General features: G+C 76.4%; 16 protein-coding genes. 5 read left to right on the forward strand and 11 right to left on the reverse strand.

Going from position 1 to position 18385, the window contains the following annotated elements; all coding sequences use genetic code 11:
• The first annotated feature begins 256 nt into the window (after positions 1-256).
• On the forward strand, positions 257-1153 hold the full coding sequence (locus AR3_RS16975) for a S1 family peptidase (RefSeq protein WP_067915192.1): 897 nt from the start codon (positions 257-259) through the stop codon (positions 1151-1153).
• A 49-nt stretch (positions 1154-1202) separates the two neighbouring features.
• Positions 1203-2105, forward strand: a complete 903-nt coding sequence (locus AR3_RS16980) for a polysaccharide pyruvyl transferase family protein (protein ID WP_067915193.1) — start codon at positions 1203-1205, stop codon at positions 2103-2105.
• Positions 2106-2342: 237 nt separating this feature from the next.
• On the opposite strand, the gene AR3_RS16985 is transcribed toward AR3_RS16980, so the two are convergent.
• From AR3_RS16985 to AR3_RS17030, 10 genes are read right to left on the reverse strand one after another with little or no spacing between them, the layout of a single operon-like run.
• Positions 2343-3299: an NAD-dependent epimerase/dehydratase family protein gene (locus AR3_RS16985; protein WP_067915194.1), complete on the reverse strand. Its 957-nt coding sequence runs from the start codon at positions 3297-3299 to the stop codon at positions 2343-2345.
• The gene (locus tag AR3_RS16990) at positions 3199-4287 is read right to left on the reverse strand and encodes a glycosyltransferase family 9 protein (RefSeq protein WP_217998593.1); all 1089 of its coding nucleotides are present in this window, start codon (positions 4285-4287) and stop codon (positions 3199-3201) included. Before AR3_RS16990 ends, AR3_RS16985 begins: the two co-directional genes overlap by 101 nt.
• Positions 4284-4970, reverse strand: a complete 687-nt coding sequence (locus tag AR3_RS16995; protein WP_067915195.1) for an SDR family oxidoreductase — start codon at positions 4968-4970, stop codon at positions 4284-4286. Before AR3_RS16995 ends, AR3_RS16990 begins: the two co-directional genes overlap by 4 nt.
• On the reverse strand, positions 4967-6409 hold the full coding sequence (gene rfaE2 / locus AR3_RS17000; protein WP_067915196.1) for a D-glycero-beta-D-manno-heptose 1-phosphate adenylyltransferase: 1443 nt from the start codon (positions 6407-6409) through the stop codon (positions 4967-4969). Before rfaE2 ends, AR3_RS16995 begins: the two co-directional genes overlap by 4 nt.
• Positions 6410-6452: 43 nt before the next feature.
• Positions 6453-7049: a D-sedoheptulose-7-phosphate isomerase gene (locus tag AR3_RS17005; protein ID WP_067915197.1), complete on the reverse strand. Its 597-nt coding sequence runs from the start codon at positions 7047-7049 to the stop codon at positions 6453-6455.
• Complete coding sequence (locus tag AR3_RS17010) at positions 7046-8263, reverse strand: glycosyltransferase (protein WP_067915198.1); 1218 nt, start codon at positions 8261-8263, stop codon at positions 7046-7048. The genes AR3_RS17005 and AR3_RS17010 overlap by 4 nt, the downstream gene beginning before the upstream one ends.
• A complete protein-coding gene (locus AR3_RS17015; protein WP_067915199.1) occupies positions 8260-9255 on the reverse strand; it encodes a glycosyltransferase in 996 nt (331 codons plus the stop codon). The genes AR3_RS17010 and AR3_RS17015 overlap by 4 nt, the downstream gene beginning before the upstream one ends.
• Entirely contained in the window at positions 9252-10277 is a 1026-nt protein-coding gene (locus AR3_RS17020) for a glycosyltransferase family 9 protein (RefSeq protein WP_067915200.1), read from the reverse strand. The genes AR3_RS17015 and AR3_RS17020 overlap by 4 nt, the downstream gene beginning before the upstream one ends.
• The gene (locus tag AR3_RS17025) at positions 10274-11794 is read right to left on the reverse strand and encodes an HAD-IIIA family hydrolase (protein WP_067915201.1); all 1521 of its coding nucleotides are present in this window, start codon (positions 11792-11794) and stop codon (positions 10274-10276) included. The genes AR3_RS17020 and AR3_RS17025 overlap by 4 nt, the downstream gene beginning before the upstream one ends.
• Positions 11791-13431: a carbamoyltransferase family protein gene (locus AR3_RS17030; RefSeq protein ID WP_067915202.1), complete on the reverse strand. Its 1641-nt coding sequence runs from the start codon at positions 13429-13431 to the stop codon at positions 11791-11793. Before AR3_RS17030 ends, AR3_RS17025 begins: the two co-directional genes overlap by 4 nt.
• A 345-nt stretch (positions 13432-13776) precedes the next feature.
• Here AR3_RS17030 and AR3_RS17035 point away from each other — a divergent pair, with 345 nt between their 5' ends.
• The 3 genes from AR3_RS17035 to AR3_RS17045 all read left to right on the forward strand — a co-directional run bounded on the left by AR3_RS17035 (position 13777) and on the right by AR3_RS17045 (position 16906).
• Complete coding sequence (locus AR3_RS17035) at positions 13777-14664, forward strand: glycosyltransferase family 2 protein (RefSeq protein WP_067915203.1); 888 nt, start codon at positions 13777-13779, stop codon at positions 14662-14664.
• 28 nt (positions 14665-14692) lie between these two features.
• On the forward strand, positions 14693-15520 hold the full coding sequence (locus AR3_RS17040) for a glycosyltransferase family 2 protein (protein ID WP_067915204.1): 828 nt from the start codon (positions 14693-14695) through the stop codon (positions 15518-15520).
• Between the two features lie 195 nt (positions 15521-15715).
• Positions 15716-16906: a zinc-dependent alcohol dehydrogenase gene (locus AR3_RS17045; RefSeq protein ID WP_067915205.1), complete on the forward strand. Its 1191-nt coding sequence runs from the start codon at positions 15716-15718 to the stop codon at positions 16904-16906.
• Between the two features lie 25 nt (positions 16907-16931).
• On the opposite strand, the gene AR3_RS17050 is transcribed toward AR3_RS17045, so the two are convergent.
• Positions 16932-18380: an MFS transporter gene (locus AR3_RS17050; protein ID WP_083951615.1), complete on the reverse strand. Its 1449-nt coding sequence runs from the start codon at positions 18378-18380 to the stop codon at positions 16932-16934.
• Positions 18381-18385 lie beyond the last annotated feature (5 nt).

The following is an 18385-nucleotide window of genomic DNA, read 5'->3' on the forward strand; positions in this document are numbered from 1 at the left end:
AGCACCGACGAGCTCCGCCAGAACTGGAACGAGGACAAGCGCTGGCTGCCGCAATGGGACGAGGAGAGACGGGAGCGGGCCTACGCGGGCTGGAAGAAGGCCGTGCAGCGCACCTTCGGCTGGATCGACGTGGAATAGCGGACGGCGGGGGAGGAAAGCGGTGACTCTCGCGCCACACCATTAACGCACGTCCTTGGTTTTCCCAGCAGACACAGTGATGATCTTGTCTGTGCCGTCCCGCCTGAAAGGAGCCCGCATGACCAGTCGTTTCGCCGGAGCCGCACAAGTCTTCGCCGCCGTCGGCGTCGCCCTCGCCGCCCTGAGCGGCGTCGCGCCCGCGTCGCACGCCCAGACCGCGTCGCCGCAGTCCCTCCCCGCCGACCGGACCGCGCCGGCCGCCGAGCGGGCGGCGCAGGTCGACTTCACCGGCATCGTCGCGCTCGACAACTGCTCGGGGTCCCTGGTGCGCGGGCCCCGCACCGCCGACACCGACGCCGCGCTGGTGCTCACCAACGGGCACTGCCTGGAGACGGGGATGCCGCAGGCCGGGGAGGTGCTCGTCGACCGGCCGTCCACGCGCACGTTCACCCTGCTCGACTCGTCCGGGCAGCGCACGCTGGGCACGCTGCGCGCCACGCGCATCGAATACGCGACCATGACGGACACCGACGTGGCGCTGTACCGGCTCGACACCAGCTACGCCCGGCTCGCCGAACGGTACGGGACCCGGGCGCTGAGGCTGTCGCCGTCGCGGCCGCGGGTCGGGACCGACATCCGCGTCGTCTCCGGCTACTGGCGGAGGATCTACTCCTGCAAGATCGACGGGATCGTCGACCGGCTCCGCGAGGCCCAGTGGACCTGGCGGGACTCGATCCGCTACACCTCCTCCTGCGACACGATCGGCGGCACGTCCGGCTCGCCGATCGTGGACGCCGCCACCGGCCGGGTCGTCGGGATCAACAACACCGGCAACGAGAACGGCGAGCGCTGCACGCTCAACAACCCCTGCGAGATCGTCGACGGCCGGGTGACGGTGCGTCCCGGAGCCGACTACGGCCAGCAGACCTACCAGCTGGCCCGCTGCCTCGGCCGCGGCAACGACGTCGTCCTGACCGCCAAGGGCTGCACGCTTCCCAGGCCGCCCGCCCGCTGACCGGGCCCGGCCGGCGTTTCCCCGGCGGCCCGGGGGAACGAACGCCCGCATGCGGGTGCTGCTGGTCGGCTGGCCCAGTTTCGTCCACGGCGAGGCCACGGCGGGGGACGTGCTGGCGCTCGAGGCGGTGCGGCGGCGGCTGACCGACGCCGGGCTGCCCTGCGACACCGCCTGGAGCCCGGTGTTCCGTCCAGGCGCGCTCACCCTCGAGCAGGCCCGGCCCGACGGCTACACCCACGTGGTGTTCGCATGCGGCCCGCTGCACGGCGAGCAGGTCGAAGGGCTGCACCGCCGGTACGCGCGGTGCCGCCGCGTCGCCGTCGGCGTCTCGGTGATCGACTACGCGGATCCGGCGGTCGCGGGGTTCCACGCGGTGATCCCCCGGGACGCGCCCGGCGCGCCCGCCCGATGCGACCTGGCCGCGTCCGTCGGAACTCCGCAGGTGCCCGTGGTCGGCGTGGTGTTGGCCGGGCGCCAGCGCGAGTACGGCCCGCGCGGTCGGCACCGACGCGTGCGGGAGGAGCTGACCGGGTGGCTGGCCGGACGCGAGTGCGCCCGGGTCCCCGTGGAGACCCGGCTGGACGCCCGCGACTGGCGGCTCGCCGCCACCGCCGCCGAACTGGAGAGCGTGCTGCGGCGGCTGGACCTGGTGGTCACCACCCGGATGCACGGGTTGGTGCTCGCGCTGAAGAATCAGGTGCCCGCGCTGGCCGTCGATCCCGTCGCGGGAGGCGCCAAGGTGACGGCACAGGCGCGCGCGTGGTCGTGGCCCGCCGTCGTCACCGTGCCCGAGCACGCTCCGGGGCCGGACCTGCTCGACCCCGCGGAACTGGAGCACTGGTGGCGCTGGTGCCTGTCGGAGGCGGGCACGGCACGGAACCGGGCGCGTCCCGAGCCGGTGCCGCTCACCGCCGACCTGATCGACGCATTGGACATGACGCGACACCGGTAGCGACGCTGCGCGGCTGGGAGGGCGCCGGACTCCTGGCCGGGGTCGTGCCCTCCGGCCTCGCGACGGCGGGTCCGCACCGGCCGCGCCGACGACGAGGGCTGCGGTTGACCGCCGTCGCCCTTGACGGCGACCCCGGCGCGAGGGGCGTTGACGTCCGCCCGCTGACTGCGGCGGCGCCGTCGGCCCGCCCGTCGAGCCGACCTCGAGCCGCTCTCCCCGCCGCCTCCGCAGGGGAGCTCACGCGCTGCGGGACGCGGGCAGTTCTCGCGTGAACCATTCGATCGTGCGGAGCAGGCCCTCCCTCACCGGCACGCGCGGCTCCCAGCCGAGAGTCTTGTACGCCAGCGTGGTGTCCGGCCGCCGGACCGCCGGATCGTCGGGGGGACGCTCGATGAACCGGATCCGCGACCGCGAGCCCGTCAGCTCGATGATCAGCCGGGCCAGCGCCAGCATCGAGGTCTCGTACGGGCTGCCGATGTTCATCGGCCCCGGGTGGTCCGACAGCGCCAGGGCGACGATGCCGCGCACGGTGTCGTCCACGTAGCAGATGGAGCGGGTCTGCGACCCGTCCCCGGTGACCGTCAGCGGCTCGCCGGTGAGCGCCTGCCGCAGGAACGTGGGGATGGCCCGGCCGTCGTCGGGCCGCATCCGCGGGCCGTAGGTGTTGAAGATCCGCACGATCGCGGTGTCCAGGCCGCGCGCGTGGCGGAACGCCGAGGTCAGCGCCTCGCCGAACCGCTTGGCCTCGTCGTACACGCTGCGCGGCCCCACCGGGTTGACGTTGCCCCAGTACGACTCCGGCTGCGGGTGCTCCAGCGGGTCCCCGTAGACCTCCGAGGTGGAGGCGAGCACGAACCGGGCCTGCTTGCGCTCGGCGAGCTCCAGCGCGTTGCGGGTGCCCCGGCTGCCGACCTCCAGGGTCTGCAGCGGCAGCCGCAGGTAGTCGGCGGGCGAGGCCGCCGACGCCAGGTGGAAGACGTAGCCGACCGGGCCGAGCACGTCGACCGGCTCGGTCAGGTCGCGTTTGAGGAACTGGAAGTCGCGCCGCGCGGTCAGGTGGGCGATGTTGCCGGCGGCGCCGGTCAGCAGGTTGTCAACGCAGACGACCGAGATGCCCCGGGCGAGCAGCGCCTCGCACAGGTGCGAGCCGAGAAAGCCCGCGCCCCCGGTCACGACGGCGCGCCGATGTCTCATCGTGTCCTCCTTCGCTGTCCAGCGCCGCGCGCGCCGCGTCGAGGACGTCGGCGGCGGAGATCTCCAGCAGTCCCGGATCGGGTTCGCGTCCGTGGGGGTCGCCGCGGCGGCCCGCCCACAGGACGCGGTGCGCGGCGCGGCCGGGCGGCGGCCCCCAGACGGCGGGCGGCGTCGGGCCGAACAGCAGCACCGACGGGGTCCGGTACGCGGTGGCCAGGTGTCCGATCCCGGTGTCGCCGCAGATCACCAGCCGGGCGTGCGCGACGAGCGCCGCGAGGTCCAGCGGGTCGGTGCGGCCGGACAGGTCGTCGCGCGGGTCCAGACCGGCCAGCGCGGTCACCCGCGCGGCCGCGGCGGTCTCGTCGGGGCCGCCGGTCACCACCACCCGTGCGCCGTCGGCGCGCAGCGCCGCGGCGACCCGGGCGAACCGCTCCGGCGGCCAGCGGCGGGCGGGGGAGCCGGCGCCCGGATGCACCACCACGGCGCCCGGAGCGCGCGCAGGCCGGTCGGGTCCGGTCGGTGGAGCGGACGTCGACGACCGGTCCGGCACGGGCAGGTCGAGGTCGTCGGGATCCGGGTCGAACCCGTAGGCCGCCAGCATCCGGCACCAGCGCGCGACCTCGTGCTCCTCGCCGCCGTGCGGCGGGTCGAACGGCGGCCCCGCGACGTCGGGGACCCGCGGATGCGCGAACGCCAGCAGCCGCCGCGGGCGCAGGGCGCGCAGCACGCGGTGGCTCCGGGGGCCGCGCCCGTGCAGGTTGACCGCCAGATCCAGCGGGCCCGTCGGCGGCAGCGGACGCAGCCCGCGCGCCGGCAGGACGTCGTCCACGGCGCCCGTCAGCCCGGCCAGCGGCGCCAGCGCGGCCGGGGCGGCCAGGGTGATCCGCCGTCCGGGGAGCGCGCGCCGCACCGCGCGCAGCGCCGGGACGGCGGTCAGCAGGTCGCCCAGGCCCAGCGCCCGCAGCACCAGCACGCGCGGCTCCGTCACGGCCACGACGGTTCCCGGGACGGGCACACCAGCAGTTCCCGCACCTCGCACCCGGGCGGCTGGGACAGCGCGAACATCACGGCGGCGGCCACGTCCTCCGGCCGGTTGAGCTGCGCGTCCGGGGGCGGCTTGTACTGCTCGTCGCGGCCGTCGAAGAACGCGGTGTCCATGCCGCCCGGCAGCAGCAGCGTCACCGCGACCTTGCCGGCCAGCTCCGCGGCCAGCGCCCGCGTGAACCCGACCACGCCGAACTTGGACGCGCAGTACGCGGTGGCGTCGCTGAGCGCCCGCAGCCCCAGCGTCGAGGCGACGGTGACGATCCGCCCGTCGTGCGCCGCCTTGAGATACGGCAGCGCGGCCCGGACGACGGCGGCGGTGCCCAGCAGGTTGACCTGGACGACCCGGTCCCAGTCCCGGGCGGGCACGTCGCACAGCTTGCCGCACGCGTCGGTGCCCGCCGCGGCGACGACCGCGTCGAGACCGCCGGCGCCGCGGGCCAGGCAGTGCACCGCGCGTTCGGCGGCGTGGCGGTCGGCCAGGTCGGCCAGGCAGTACTGCCACCCGGCGCCCTCCGGGCCGGGCGGGCGCCGGTCGATGACCAGCGGCCGGTGCCCTTCCTTGGCGACCCGTTCGGCGACCGCCGCGCCGAGACCCGATGCTCCGCCGGTGACCAGGATGTTCATGTCGGCATTCCCTTCGACGTGGATGGCGGCGTGGGCAGGCCGGAGGGCAGGTGCGACAGCAGGCGGGTGGTCGAGCGCCCCTCCAGGAACGGCAGCAGCACGACCTCGCCGCCGTAGCCGCGCACGGTGTCGGCCTCCGGCAGCGCGGCCCCGGCGTAGTCGGCGCCCTTCACCCAGATGTCGGGGCGGAGGCGCTCCAGCAGCCGCTCCGGGGTGTCCTCGTCGAACACCAGGGCCGCGTCGACGTCCGACAGCGCCTGCAGCACCCGCACCCGGTCGGCGGCGGTCGTCACCGGTCGGGAGGGGCCCTTGCGGCGCCGCACCGAGGCGTCGGAGTTGACGCACACGATCAGGCAGTCGCCGAGGCGGCGGGCCTGCTGCAGCAGGCTGACGTGCCCGGCGTGCAGCAGGTCGAAGCAGCCGCCGGTGGCCACGACGGTGCCGCCCGCGCGGCGGGTGCGCTCCACCACGTCCCAGGCGTCGGCGTCGCGTCCCGGGGCGACGCGCGGGGAGCCGGTCGCGGCCAGCTGCGCGGCGACGGCGGACGCGGCGCCCGCGCCGACGAACTCGGCGGCCCGGCGCACCCCCGCGGCGACCGCGTCGGTCAGGCGCCCGCCGTCGGCGAGCACCTGCGCCGCGCGCGCGGCGAAGCTGTCGCCCGCCCCGCACGCGTCGCCCCGGGCCGGTTCGGCCGGGGCGAGGAACGGGGCGGCCTGCGGGTCGGAACCGCCCTCCACCAGCAGCGCCCCGTCCGGGCCCAGGGTGACGGCCACGCCGCCCAGCCCCCAGGTCTCGGCGAGGAACCGGGCCCGCCGGGCCGCCGCCGACAGGCCCGTGCCGTCGACGTCCGCGCCGTGTTCGGCGGCGAGCCGCGCCGCCTCGTCCGAGTTGGGCGTGAGCAGCCGCGTGCCGGGCACCGGAGCCTCGCCGAGCGGATGCGGGTCCCACACGATCGGCACGCGTCCGCCCAGCTCCTCGAGCATGGCGCGGACGGCGGCGTGGCCGGTGACGCCGCGGCCGTAGTCGGACACCAGCACGGCGCCCGCGTCCGCGACGGCCCGCGCGACGCTCGGGCCGACCGGGCCGTCGACCGCCCGGCCCTCGCCGACGTCCAACCGCGCCACCGGCTGCCCGTCGGACTGGATGCGCATCTTGCACGGCGTGGCGCCGTGCAGCCGGAACGCCGCGACCTCCATGTGGGCGGCGAGCATCGCGCGCAGCCGGCGGCCGGGGTCGTCGTCGGCCAGCGCTGTGACGAGCACGACCTCCCGGCCGTCGGCGGCGGCCAGCAGCGCGGCCAGGCCCGCGCCGCCGGGACGCGGCCGCTCCTGCGGCTGCTCGATGACGGGCACGGGGGCGTCGGGGCACAGCCGCCTGCTGACGCCCATGATGTCGACGTCGAGCAGCGCGTCGCCGATGACGACCAGCGGTGCCGTCATGACGCTCCTCCCGGACGGGCGGCGGCCGGTGCGGACGCGCCGGTCATCCGGGGACCCCCAGGGTCTCGTCGACCACGCCGCACAGCAGGTGGATCGCGGCCAGGTGGATCTCCTGGACGGTCGCGGCGGACACCGCGTCGACGGTGACGGCGTCGTCGCAGGCCGCGGCCAGCGGGTTCGGCCCCGGGCCGGTGATCGCCCACGCGGTCAGCCCCAGCCGCCGCGCGTGTTCGGCGGCGGCGACCACGTTGGGGCTGCGGCCGCTGGTGGACAGGCAGATGAGCACGTCGCCGGGGCGGCCGTGCGCCTGCACCTGGCGGGCGAACACGTGGACCGCCCCGTAGTCGTTGCCGATCGCGGTGACCGCGGAGGTGTCGCCGTGCAGGGGGATCGCCGCGAACGGGCGCCGGTCGCCGGCGAACCTGCCGACCAGTTCGGCGGTCAGGTGCTGCGCCTCGGCGGCGCTGCCGCCGTTGCCGCAGGCCAGCAGCCGGCCGCCGGCGTCGAGCACGCGGGCGAGGCGGCGGCCCCACGCGACGATGGTCGGGGTGCGGCTGCGGAACCGCAGCGCCGCGTCGGCCAGCGCCTCCAGGCAGAGGTCCTGCCGCCTGGTCTCCCGGCGCACGGCGGGGGCGGTCATGCGAGCACCTCGCTGCGCGTCATGGCCCGCCGGTAGACCGTGAGGGTCTCCTGGGCGATGCGGTCCCAGGAGTAGCGGGAGCGGGCGCGGTCGCTGCCGGCGAATCCCATGGCGGCGCGGCGGGTCGGGTCGGCGAGCAGGGCGCGGATGACGCGGGCGGTCTGCTCGGGCGTGCGGGGCGCGACGTGGACGCCGGTGACGCCGTCGATGATGGTGTCCAGGTGGCCGCCGACGGCGGTGGCGACGACGGGCACGCCGCAGGCCATCGCCTCCAGCGGGACCATGCCGAACGGCTCGTACCAGGGCAGGGCCACCACCAGGTCCGCCGACCGCAGCAGCCGGGGCGCCTGCGCGCGGCCGACGCGGCCGAGGAAGCGGACCCGGTCGGCGACGCCGCACTCGGCGGCGACGGCGCGCAGCCGCCGCACCTCGGGGTCGCCGTCCAGGTCCTCGCGGCGCGGCCCGCCCGCCACCAGCAGCTCGGCGCCGGGCACGCGCGCGAGCGCGCGGATCGCGGTGTCCACGCCCTTGCGTTCCACCAGCCGCGACAGCGCCACCAGGCGCGGCCGCCTCCCCTTGGCGATGCGCGGCCCGTCCGGGCGGAACACCGCCAGGTCCACCCCGCACGGGACCACGGTGATGCGGTCGCGCGGCACCCCCATGCGCACCAGCTCCTCGGTCTCGTCCGCGCAGGTGGCGATGACGGCCTCGGCGGTATGCCCGAGCGCGCGCTCCAGCTGGGGGCGGCCGGGCGGGCTGGTGTCCTTCTCGCGCTGGTGGCGCCGCTTGACGGTGCCGAGCGCGTGGTAGGTCTGCACCATCGGGATGCGGCGGCGTCCGACGTTCTCGACGGCCTGCGCGGTGGCCAGGCCGCTCATCCAGAAGTGCGCGTGCGCCACGTCCGGCGGGTCCTCGGCCCAGCTCCGCTCCAGGTGCCGGCCGAAGTCCGGCATCAGCGGCAGCAGCTCGTCCTTGGGGATCGCCTCGGCGGGCCCGGCGGGCACGTGCTCGACGGTCACGCCGGGCGCCAGGCGGACCCGGTCGGGCGGGCGCGGGTCGTCGCGGCGGGTGTAGACGGTGACGTGGTGCCCCAGGGCGCCCAGCCGGGCCGCCAGGTCGGCGACGAAGACGTTCTGCCCGCCCGCGTCGGCGGTGCCCAGTCCGTTGCGGGCGGCCAAGGGGCTGGCGTGTTCGGAGACCAGGGCGATCTTCACGGGGTCACCTCCTGGAGCAGCCGTTCCCAGTCGCGCAGGAAGCGCGGCAGCCCGTAGCGGTCCGCGGCGGCCGCGCGGGCGTGCTCGCCGGCCTGCCGCGCGCGGGCCGGATCGCGGGCAAGGTCCCGGGCCGCGGCGGCGAGGACGTCGACGCGGGTCGACAGCACGCCCGCCTCCGGCGGCACCGCCTCCACCGCCTCGGTGGCGGCCAGGGCCACCACCGGCAGGCCGAGCATCATGGCCTCGATCAGCGCCAGGCCCAGCGACGTCCACCGGTAGGGGTGGACGTAGACGCGGCGCCGCGCCAGCTGGGCGTGCATCGCCCGCTGCGGCAGGTCCTCGAACGTCCACAGCGACTCGGGCGCGACGCCCAGCCGCCGCGGCGCGTCCGCGACGTTCATGCCGAACAGGTCGATCGGAACGGCCTCGGCGAGGCGCGGGAGCAGGTCCGTGCCCGCGACGCGGCCGCGGCGCAGCGGATCGTTGATGACGACCCCGGCGCGCGGGACGTCGCCCTGGTAGCGGTAGCCGGGATCGGCGATCCCGTGCTCGATGACCGTGGTGGGCGCCCTGCCGCAGTTCCAGAACAGCTGGTTGAAGTGCGTGACGTGGACGACGGGTATGTCGGACCGGTCGTGCAGGAAGTGCCGGCTGTTGGGCACGACCTCTTCCGGCAGACCCGCGTCGGCGGGGGTGCGCCGGGGGGTGTCGTGTTCGACGTACACGGCGGGCACGTCCCGCCCGGGACGGCGGCCCAGCCACTCCTCGGCCAGCCGCAGCTCGTGCGGGCGCTGGAGGACGACCACGTCGACGTGCTCGTCCCGCAGCCGGTCCCAGGGCACCTCGACGGCGCGGTCCGGCCAGGTGAAGGTCCTCGGGCGTCCCCTGCCGTCAGGTCCCCGGTCAGGGGTGACGGGCACGAGCGTGGTGTGCGCCCCCTGCACGAACGATGTCGCCCAGGAGCCGTGCACGTGCCAAAGGAGGACTCTCATCGGGGGGCCACCTCCATCAGGTGCTGGACGGCCGTCACGACGTGCCGTCCGGTGACGGAGGAGAGACACGGGTGCCCCGGGACGGGGCACACGCGTGCGCGGGTGTCCTTGCAAGGGGCGTTCTGGTTGCCCAGCAGCACGGTCGGCACGCCGTAGGGCGCCCACCGCGCGGCGGGCACCGTCGGGGCGAACAACGACACGACCGGGGTGTCGACGGCGGCGGCCAGGTGGGCGGGGCCGGTGTTCGCGACGACGGCGACGCGGGCGCCCGCCAGCACCGCCGCCAGCTCGGCCAGGGAGGTGCGGCCGCCGAGGTCGACGCCGACGTCGCCGGCGACGCGCGCCGTCATGTCCTTCTCCTCGCGGTGCCCGGTGACCACCACGCGGTGCCCGGCCGCCGCCAGCAGCCGCACGGCCTCGGCGCAGCGTTCCGCGGGCCAGGCCCGCGCCGGGACCGACGTCCCCGGATGCACGACGACGTGGCCGCGTTCGCCAGGGGGCGTCCCGGTGAGCCGGGAGACGTCCGGCAGCGGCTCGCGCACGCGCAGCCGCGTGCCGTCGGGGGAGGGGAACCCGGCCTCGGCGGCCAGGGCCAGCATCCGCTCGGTCTCCGGGATGTCGCCCCGACCCGGCCCGTCGAGCCGCAGCCGCAGGTCCAGCAGCGAGCCGGGGTAGTCCTCGCTGATGCCGCCGATCCACCCCACGCCCGCCAGGCGCAGCACCAGCGCCAGCGGCAGCGGCGACTGGTGGAACGAGGTGAAGATCAGCGCCCGGTCGAAGCCCCGGACCATCCGCGTCAGCCGGGCGATCTCGGCGGGGTCCACCGGCCCGGGGTCCGGGTCGATCCACGGCGCGCACCACTCCAGCACCCGGTCGACGCCGGGCAGCAGGTCCGCGGCCGCGCGTCCGCGCGGCCCGCACAGCAGCGCCACCTCGTCGGCGCGTGCGGCCACGGCCCGGACGGCGGGCCCGGCGAGCAGCACGTCGCCCAGGTTGTCCATGCGGGCCACCAGCACTCTCATCGCGGCCGCCCTTCCGCCAGGAGGGCCAGCGCCCGGTCGACGGCGGCGCGCAGGTCCGGCGCCACCTCGGGGGCGTCGCGGATCTCCTCCGGACGGGTGCGCGCGGTGGGCACCAGCACGCCGCGGGCGCCGGCGGCCTGCGCGGCGCGCATGTCGGCGCCGATGTCCCCGATCACCACGCAGCGGGACGGGGCGACGTCCAGCCGGCGCGCGGCCCGTTCGATCAGTCCGGGCCGCGGTTTGCGGCACGCGCAGCGGTCGTCCGGCCGGTGCGGGCAGATCTCCCACACGTCGACGGGGCCGAGCAGCTCCTCGATGCGTTCGTTCACGCGCCGCACGTCCGCGCGGGTGATGAGCCCGCGCGCCACGCCGGACTGGTTGGACACCACGCCGATGCGCACGCCGCGGCGGCGCAGCCGGTCCAGCGCCTCGCGCGCGCCCGGGACCGGCCGGACGCGCTCCGGGTCCCCGTTGTACGGCACGTCGCGCACGAGCGTGTCGTCGCGGTCGAACAGCACCGCGCGGTCGCCGCACCAGGGGCCGGCGCGCGCGTGCGCCAGCAGCCCGCGCAGCCGGTGCCAGACCGCCGCGGGCGGGATGACGGCGCTGGTGACGACCATGCGCGCCGTCTCGCCGGGCGTGCGCGGTCCGGGCAGGATGCGGGCGGCGGCGAATTCGGCCGTCAGCCCGGCCCAGGCGACGGCGGCGGGGAGCGCGACCCGCCGCCCGCCCGCCGCGTACGCGGCGGCCGCGAGCAGGCCGGAGGCGGTCGTCAGCAGGTGGCGGCGGAACCGTCCCGGCGTCTCGCCCGCGCGGCGCCGCCAGTCGCGGCCGTGCAGCCGCCGCATGAGCACGTCGTCGGCGTTGCCCGCCTGCGCCCTCACCGACGTCCAGAAGCCCGCGGGCCGCACCGGGTGCGTCACGGTGCGGGCGCCGCGCACCAGGCGGTGCCCGGCCGCCATGACCCGCAGCGCCAGGTCGGCGTCTTCGCGGTAGGCGCGGCGGAACCGCTCGTCGAACCCCCCGACCTCGGCCAGCACGCGCCGCCGGTACGCCATGTCGGCGGTGATCCACGACGCGTCGGCCAGCCCGGCGGTGCCGCGCTCCCAGTCGGTGGGGCGGCGGCCCTCCGGCGGCGGCACGGCGACCGCGCCCTGCGAGCCGCCGACGTCGCCGGGCTGGTCGGCGAGGTCGGCGGCGGCCTTGGCGGTCCAGTCGGGCGCGGGAACCACGTCGTCGTCCAGGAACGCCGCCCATTCGGTCGCGGCGGCGCGCCATCCGACGTTGCGGGCGGCGGCGGGGCCCCGGCCGCCGGACCGCAGCACCCTGAGGTCGCGTCCCGCCGCGGACGGCAGCGGCAGCGGCGCGCCCGGCCGCGCCCGGTCGTCCACGACGAGGATCTCGGCCGGGGCGCCGCCCGGGTCCGCGGCGGCGGCGTCCAGCAGCGCGTCCAGGAGGGTGCGCAGGCTCGCGCGTCCCACGGTCGGGATGACGACGGTGTAGTCCGCCCGCCTCATCGGGCGAACACCTCCCGGCGCCGCACCACGAACGGACCGATGGCCAGCAGGTCGATGGGCGCGGAGCCGAAGCACTCCAGGGCGTCGCGGGGGTCGTCCACTATCGGGCGCCCGGCGGTGTTGAGGCTGGTGTTGACGAGCACCGGCAGGCCGGTGCGGGCCCGGAACGCGTCCAGCAGGTCGGCCAGGAGCGGCTCGTCGGCGCGGGAGACCGTCTGGACGCGCGCCGTGCCGTCCACGTGCACCACGGCCGGGATGCGGTCGCGCCATCCGGGTCTGACCCGGTGCACGAACGTCATGTAGGGGCTGGGCAGCGGGCCTTCGAAGACGTCGGCCGCGTGCTCCGCCGAGACCATCGGCGCGACCGGCCGGAACTGCTCGCGGCCCTTGACGGCGTTGAGCCGCTCCACGTTGTCGGCGTAGCCGGGGTGCGCCAGCAGCGACCGGTGGCCGAGCGCCCGCGGCCCCCACTCGCCGCGGCCCTGGAACCACGCCGCGAGCTGGTCGCGGGCCAGCGCGTCGGCCACCGTCGCGACCAGGTCGTCGGGCCGCTGGTAGGGGATCCGGGCGGCGTCCAGCCAGGCGGCCAGCTCCGCCTCGTCCCACCGGCGGCCCAGGTCGGCGCCGGGCATCGGCTCGATCCGGTCCCCGGCGCGCCGCGCCACGTGCAGGGCGGCGCCGAGCGCGGTGCCCGCGTCTCCGGCGGCGGGCTGCACCCAGACCTCCTCGTACGGGCCGCTCTCGGCGAGCCGCGAGTTGGCCACGCAGTTCAGCGCGACGCCGCCGGCGAGGGCGAGCCGCCGGGACCCGGTGCGCCGGTGCAGCCATCCGGCCAGGTCGAGCAGGACCTCCTCCAGGCGGACCTGCACGCTCGCGGCCAGGTCGGCGTGGTCGTCGGTCCACTCCTCGCCGGGCCGGCGGGCCTTGACGAGCGCGCCCCAGTCGATGCGGTCGACGGCGAAGCCGCCGTCCCCGGTCGCGCGGACGTGCACGCGGACCTCGTCCAGGAAGCGCGGCCGGCCGTGGGCGGCGAGCGCCATCACCTTGTACTCGTCGCTGGAACGCAGGAACCCCAGGTGCTCGGTCAGCTCCTCGTACATCAGGCCGAGCGAGTGCGGCAGCCGCTGCGCGTACAGCGGGCTGAGGTTGCCGCCGCTGTAGGTGCCCGCCAGGTGCGAGTGGATCTCGCCGCGTCCGTCCAGCACCAGGACGTCGCCCTCGCCGGGGTCGGGCGCGGCGAGCGCGGCCGACGCGGCGTGCGCCACATGGTGCGGCACGAACCGCACGATGCCCGGGTCGAGCCCGGGCAGCGCGGCGGCGAGGAAGAACGGCGCGCGCTGCGCGTACAGGGTGCGCAGATGCTCCCACTGGGCGTCGTGCCCTTTCATCCCAGGCTCGACGAGCCGGGGGTCGTAGGAGTAGGCGACCGCGTCCAGGTCGCCCGGCTCCAGGCCCGCCGCCTGGAGGCACCAGCGTGCCGCCTTCTCCGGGGGTTCCCACGCGGAGAACGGGACGGGCCGCTTGCCGTGCTTGCGGCGGCTGAAACGCTCCTCTTCGGCTGCGGCGACGACCCTGCCGTCGATCACGAGCGCCGCCGACGGGTCATGGAAAACGGCGTTTATTCCGAGAACGCGCAATGCGGGACCTCCGAAACGGCTTTCCTCGGCCCTGTCGGCTCAGGGGCGGCCCTGGCCCGGCGGAGGACGCCTGCGTCGCAGAGACATCGATCCGAGGCGGTGCCGGGTTCCCGCACCGCCGCCCTGTCGGCACCGGCCTTCCAGGACCGGTGTCATCGCGCACGCAAATCACCAATAGGTGATTTCGGGCATATCCGGAACCGCGTGCCGCAAACAACGGCATCAGAACGTTTACGGTGCCCTAAGTCACTCTTGGCGGTCGGCGTCGGTCCCGTCCCATGGGTCCTCACCGCGCATTGCCGGACATGCGCACATGATTCGATTCGGGACGGGTACGCGGCGCGCATGCGCTGCACCGTCGTCGTGATCACCCGCGACCGGCGCGCGTCGCTGCTGCACACGCTGGGCCGCCTGGCCGACCTGCCGGAGCGGCCGCCGGTCATCGTGGTCGACAACGCCTCGCGGGACGGCACCGCCGAGGCCGTCGCCGTGCTGCATCCGGAGGCGACCCTGCTGCGTCCCCGCGCCAACCTCGGCGCGGTGGCGCGCAACGTCGCCGTCGACCACGTGCGCACCCCGTACGTGGCGTTCTGCGACGACGACACCTGGTGGGACCCTGGCGCCCTGACCCGGGCCGTCGCGCTGCTGGACGCCCATCCGCGGCTCGCCGTCGTCACCGGGCGCATCCTGGTGGAGCCGGACGGCCGCGAGGACCCCATCGTGCGGGAGCTGCGCGAGTCGCCGCTGCCGCGCCCCCCGGGGCTGCCCGGCCCCGCGCTCGGCTCGTTCCTGGCCGGGGCGTCCGTGCTGCGCGTCGACGCGTTCCGCGAGGCCGGAGGCTTCTCGCCCCGCCTGTGGCTCGGCGGGGAGGAGGAACTGCTCAGCGCCGATCTGCTGAGCCGCGGCCTCCACCTGTGCTACGCCGAGGACGTGGTCGTCCACCACGCGCCGTCGCGGCTGCGCGACCCGCACCTGCGCCGCCGCCACGGCATCCGCAACACGCTCTGGTGCACCTGGTTGCGCCGTCCGCTCCTCAGCGCCCTGCGCCGCACCCGGGCGCTGCTGATCGAGCTGCCGCGCGACCGCGTCACCGCGCTCGCGCTGGCGGAGGCCGCCGCCGGGCTGCCCTGGGTGGTCCGCGAACGGCGCCCCGTGCCGCCGGAGGTCGAGACGCGCCTGCGCGCCCTCGACGAGCCGCAGCGGCGGTCCCGGGCGCGCAAGTACGTGAGCTGACGGACGGGACGCGCCGACGGAGGGCCGCATGTCCGACGTGACGATCGTGGTGGCGACCCGCGACCGCGCCGCCGAGCTGCGCCGCAGCCTCGCCCGGCACGGCGCCCCGGTGATCGTCGTCGACAACGCCTCCCGCGACGACACGCCCGCCGCGGCGCGGGAGGCGGGCGCGCGCCTCATCCGCCTGCCGCGCAATCTGGGCGCCGCGGCCCGCAATGCGGGCGTCCGCGAGGCGGCCACCCGCTACGTCGCGTTCGCCGACGACGACTCCTGGTGGGCCCCGGGCTCGCTGGAGCGCGCGGCCGCCGTCCTCGACGCCCACCCCCGCACGGCCCTGCTCGCCGCCCGCGTCCTGGTGGGGGAGGACGCCCGCCTGGAGCCGGTGTCGCAGGCCATGGCCCGCTCCCCGCTGGGGCGCCCCGACGGCCTGCCCGGCCCCGCCATCATGGGCTTCCTGGCCTGCTCGGCCGTCGTGCGGCGCGAGGCGTTCCTCGACGCCGGCGGCTTCTCGGAGCTGCTGCACTTCGGCGGCGAGGAGGAGCTGCTCGCCCTCGACCTGGCCGCCGCCGGCTGGGGCATGGCGTATCTGCCCGAACTGGTCGTCCACCACCATCCGTCGCCCCGCGGCCGCGACCCGGCGGCAAGACGCCGCCGCGAGGTGCGCAACCGGCTGCTCACCGCCTGGCTGCGCCGCCCGCTGCCCGTGCTGCTGCGCACCGCCGCAGGCGCGCTGACCAGCGCCCACGGGCGGCGCGGCGTCGCCGACGCCGTCCGCGCCCTGCCCGCCGTGGCGCGTTCCCGCCGCCCCGTTCCGCGCCGGGTCGAGGCCGCCCGCGCCCTCCTGGGGGACTACTGACACCGCGACCGCCTGACCGCCCGGCGCGACGCACCGCGGATCCGTGCCGAGGTCGCCGGCCCCGGCCGCGCGCGGGCGGACGCCGCCGTCCGGGCGCCCGGACGCCCGGTCGCCGCTGCGCCCCGGCACCGCCCCGCGTTTCACGCCGGTGGGCGGGGTAGGGCGCGACCAGGGACGACAGTGCAGGAGGCACCGATGAAGGCCATCACCTGGCGCGGACGGCGCGACGTGCGCGTGGAGACCGTACCCGATCCGGTGATCAAGGAGCCGACCGACGCGGTGGTGCGGATCACCAGCACCGCGATCTGCGGATCGGACCTGCACCTGTACGAGGTGCTGGGGCCGTTCATGACCGAGGGCGACATCATGGGCCACGAGCCGATCGGCGTCGTGGAGGAGGTCGGCGCCGACGTCGACCACGTGCGCCCCGGAGACCGGGTGGTGATCCCGTTCTGCATCTCCTGCGGCCACTGCGCCATGTGCGCCATGAAGCTGTACGCCCAGTGCGAGACCACGCAGGTGCGCGAGTACGGCACCGGCGCGGCGATGTTCGGCTACACCAGGCTCTACGGGCAGGTGCCGGGGGCGCAGGCCGAGTACCTGCGGGTGCCGCAGGCCCAGTTCGGGCCGATCAAGGTGCCCGAGGGGCCGCCGGACGAGCGGTTCCTGTACCTGTCGGACGTGCTGCCCACCGCCTGGCAGGCGGTGGCGTTCGCCGACATCCCCGAGGGCGGCAGCGTCACCGTGCTGGGCCTCGGCCCGATCGGGCAGATGTGCGGGCGCATCGCCCGCCACCTCGGCCGCCGCGTCATCGGCGTGGACCTGGTGCCCGAGCGCCTGGCCATGGCCCGCCGACACGGCGTCGAGGTGGTCGACGCGGGGCCGCCGCACACGCCGCACGACGTGGTGGAGATGATCCGGGACAAGACCCAGGGCCGCGGCACCGACTCGGTGATCGAGGCGGTCGGCATGGAGGCCCACGGGTCGCCCGTCGCCAAGATAGCCCACACGCTCACCGGGTGGATGCCGGACCGGGCCGCCGCGCCGCTGATGACCCGGGTGGGCCTGGACCGGCTGGCGGCGCTGCACCAGGCCGTCGAGATCGTCCGGCGCGGCGGCACCGTCTCCGTCGTCGGCGTGTACGGCGGCATGACCGACCCGATGCCCATGCTGCAGATGTTCGACAAGGGCCTCACGCTGCGGATGGGCCAGGCCCACGTCAAGCGGTGGATCGACGACCTGATGCCGCTGGTGACCGACGAGAGCGACCCGCTCGGCGTCATGGACCTGGCCACCCACCATCTGCCGCTGGAGGAGGCGCGCACGGGTTACGAGATCTTCCAGAAGAAGCTGGACGGGGCCGTCAAGGTCGTCCTCCACCCGTGACCCCGCCCCGACCGCTCGCGGCGGCTCACGCGGCGGGCCGCCGCGCGGCGCGGCGGCGCAGCAGCGCCAGCGCCGAGCCCGCCCCGAGCAGCGCGGTCGCGGCCAGCGCCCAGCCGGTGCCGTACTCGGCCTGCCGGGTGGAGTGCTCGTGCTCGGCGAGGGTGAGGAACAGCGTGCCCACCGTGGCGACGCCGACGACCTGGCCGAGCTGCATGACCGTCAGCAGCAGGCCGCTGCCGTCGGCGGCGTCCTCGGTCGGCACGCCCTCGAGCGTCGCCGTCATCACGATCGGCAGCACGCCGAGGCCGAGCCCGATGACCACGGTCAGCGCCTCGTACCGCGCGCCGCCGCCGGCGAGCGGCCCGAGGAACAGGTAGCCGAGCGCGGCCAGCGCGAAACCGGCGGGGATCAGCGGCCGGTGCCAGCGGGCGGGCAGCCGCTGCCACGTCAGCCCGACCAGGGCGAACGCGGCCACGCCCGGCACGAACGCCAGTCCCGACCCCATCGGGCCGAGCGCGAGGTCGCCCTGCAGGTGCAGGGTCGTGGTGAACAGGAACGCGCCCCACGAGCCGGGCGCCAGCAGGACGGTCAGCATGCCCGGGAGCAGCCCCGGCGCCCGCAGCACCCGCCCGGAGATCAGCGGGCGTCCGCCGCGCCGCGCCACCCGCCGCTCGACCGCCGCGAAAGCGGCGAACAGCGCCGCGCCGCCCGCCAGCGCGGCCCAGCCCCACGCCGGCCAGCCCAGTTCGTGCCCGAGGATCAACGGGACGACGAGCAGCAGCACCGCCGGCGCCAGCACGGCCAGGCCGGCCGGGTCCAGACCGCCGCCGCGCCGCTCCCCGTCGGCGGGCAGCACGCGCGGCCCGGAGGCCAGCAGCGCCAGCCCGACCGGCGCGTTCACCAGGAACACCCAGCGCCACCCCCACCCGAACAGGTCGGCGCTGACCAGCAGGCCGCCCGCGACCTGCCCGGCGACCACGCCGCCCGCGATCACCGCCGAGTAGAAGCCGAGGGCGCGGGCCCGCGCCGGTCCGGTGAAGCTCCGCTGGATGATGCTCATCACCTGCGGGGTGAGCAGCGCCGCGGCCGCGCCCTGGGCGAACCGGAACGGCACCAGCCAGCCGGTCGACGGCGCCAGCCCGCACGCCAGCGACGCCGCCGAGAACGCCGCCACGCCCAGCAGGAACATGCGCCGGTGCCCGGCCAGGTCGCCCAGCCGCGCCCCCGTGATCAGCGTGACCGCGTACGCGATGACGTACCCCGCCGCCACGAGCTGCAGGCCGGCCCCGGACGCGCCCAAGTCGGCCCGCAGGGTGGGCAGGGCCACGTTGACGATGTTGACGTCCAGGATGGCCATGAACTGCCCGAGCAGCAGCAGCGCCAACGCCGAGCCGCCGGCACCGCCCTGTTCGGCCCTCTTCCGGAAGGTCCCCGGCCCGGGAGCGACCCCGGACAGATGAGTCGTTTGCGTCATGGGCA

Origin of the sequence: Actinomadura rubrobrunea NBRC 15275 (assembly GCF_001552235.1) — a bacterium.
Taxonomy (GTDB): Bacteria; Actinomycetota; Actinomycetes; order Streptosporangiales; family Streptosporangiaceae; genus Spirillospora; species Spirillospora viridilutea.

Coding starts and splice junctions, on each gene's coding strand:
- AR3_RS16975 (WP_067915192.1), top strand. CDS start 257: ATGACCAGTCGTTTCGCCGGAGCCGCACAAGTCTTCGCCGCCGTCGGC.
- AR3_RS16980 (WP_067915193.1), top strand. CDS start 1,203: ATGCGGGTGCTGCTGGTCGGCTGGCCCAGTTTCGTCCACGGCGAGGCC.
- AR3_RS16985 (WP_067915194.1), bottom strand. CDS start 3,299: ATGAGACATCGGCGCGCCGTCGTGACCGGGGGCGCGGGCTTTCTCGGC.
- AR3_RS16995 (WP_067915195.1), bottom strand. CDS start 4,970: ATGAACATCCTGGTCACCGGCGGAGCATCGGGTCTCGGCGCGGCGGTC.
- rfaE2 (WP_067915196.1), bottom strand. CDS start 6,409: ATGACGGCACCGCTGGTCGTCATCGGCGACGCGCTGCTCGACGTCGAC.
- AR3_RS17005 (WP_067915197.1), bottom strand. CDS start 7,049: ATGACCGCCCCCGCCGTGCGCCGGGAGACCAGGCGGCAGGACCTCTGC.
- AR3_RS17015 (WP_067915199.1), bottom strand. CDS start 9,255: ATGAGAGTCCTCCTTTGGCACGTGCACGGCTCCTGGGCGACATCGTTC.
- AR3_RS17020 (WP_067915200.1), bottom strand. CDS start 10,277: ATGAGAGTGCTGGTGGCCCGCATGGACAACCTGGGCGACGTGCTGCTC.
- AR3_RS17025 (WP_067915201.1), bottom strand. CDS start 11,794: ATGAGGCGGGCGGACTACACCGTCGTCATCCCGACCGTGGGACGCGCG.
- AR3_RS17035 (WP_067915203.1), top strand. CDS start 13,777: ATGCGCTGCACCGTCGTCGTGATCACCCGCGACCGGCGCGCGTCGCTG.
- AR3_RS17040 (WP_067915204.1), top strand. CDS start 14,693: ATGTCCGACGTGACGATCGTGGTGGCGACCCGCGACCGCGCCGCCGAG.
- AR3_RS17045 (WP_067915205.1), top strand. CDS start 15,716: ATGAAGGCCATCACCTGGCGCGGACGGCGCGACGTGCGCGTGGAGACC.
- AR3_RS17050 (WP_083951615.1), bottom strand. CDS start 18,380: ATGACGCAAACGACTCATCTGTCCGGGGTCGCTCCCGGGCCGGGGACC.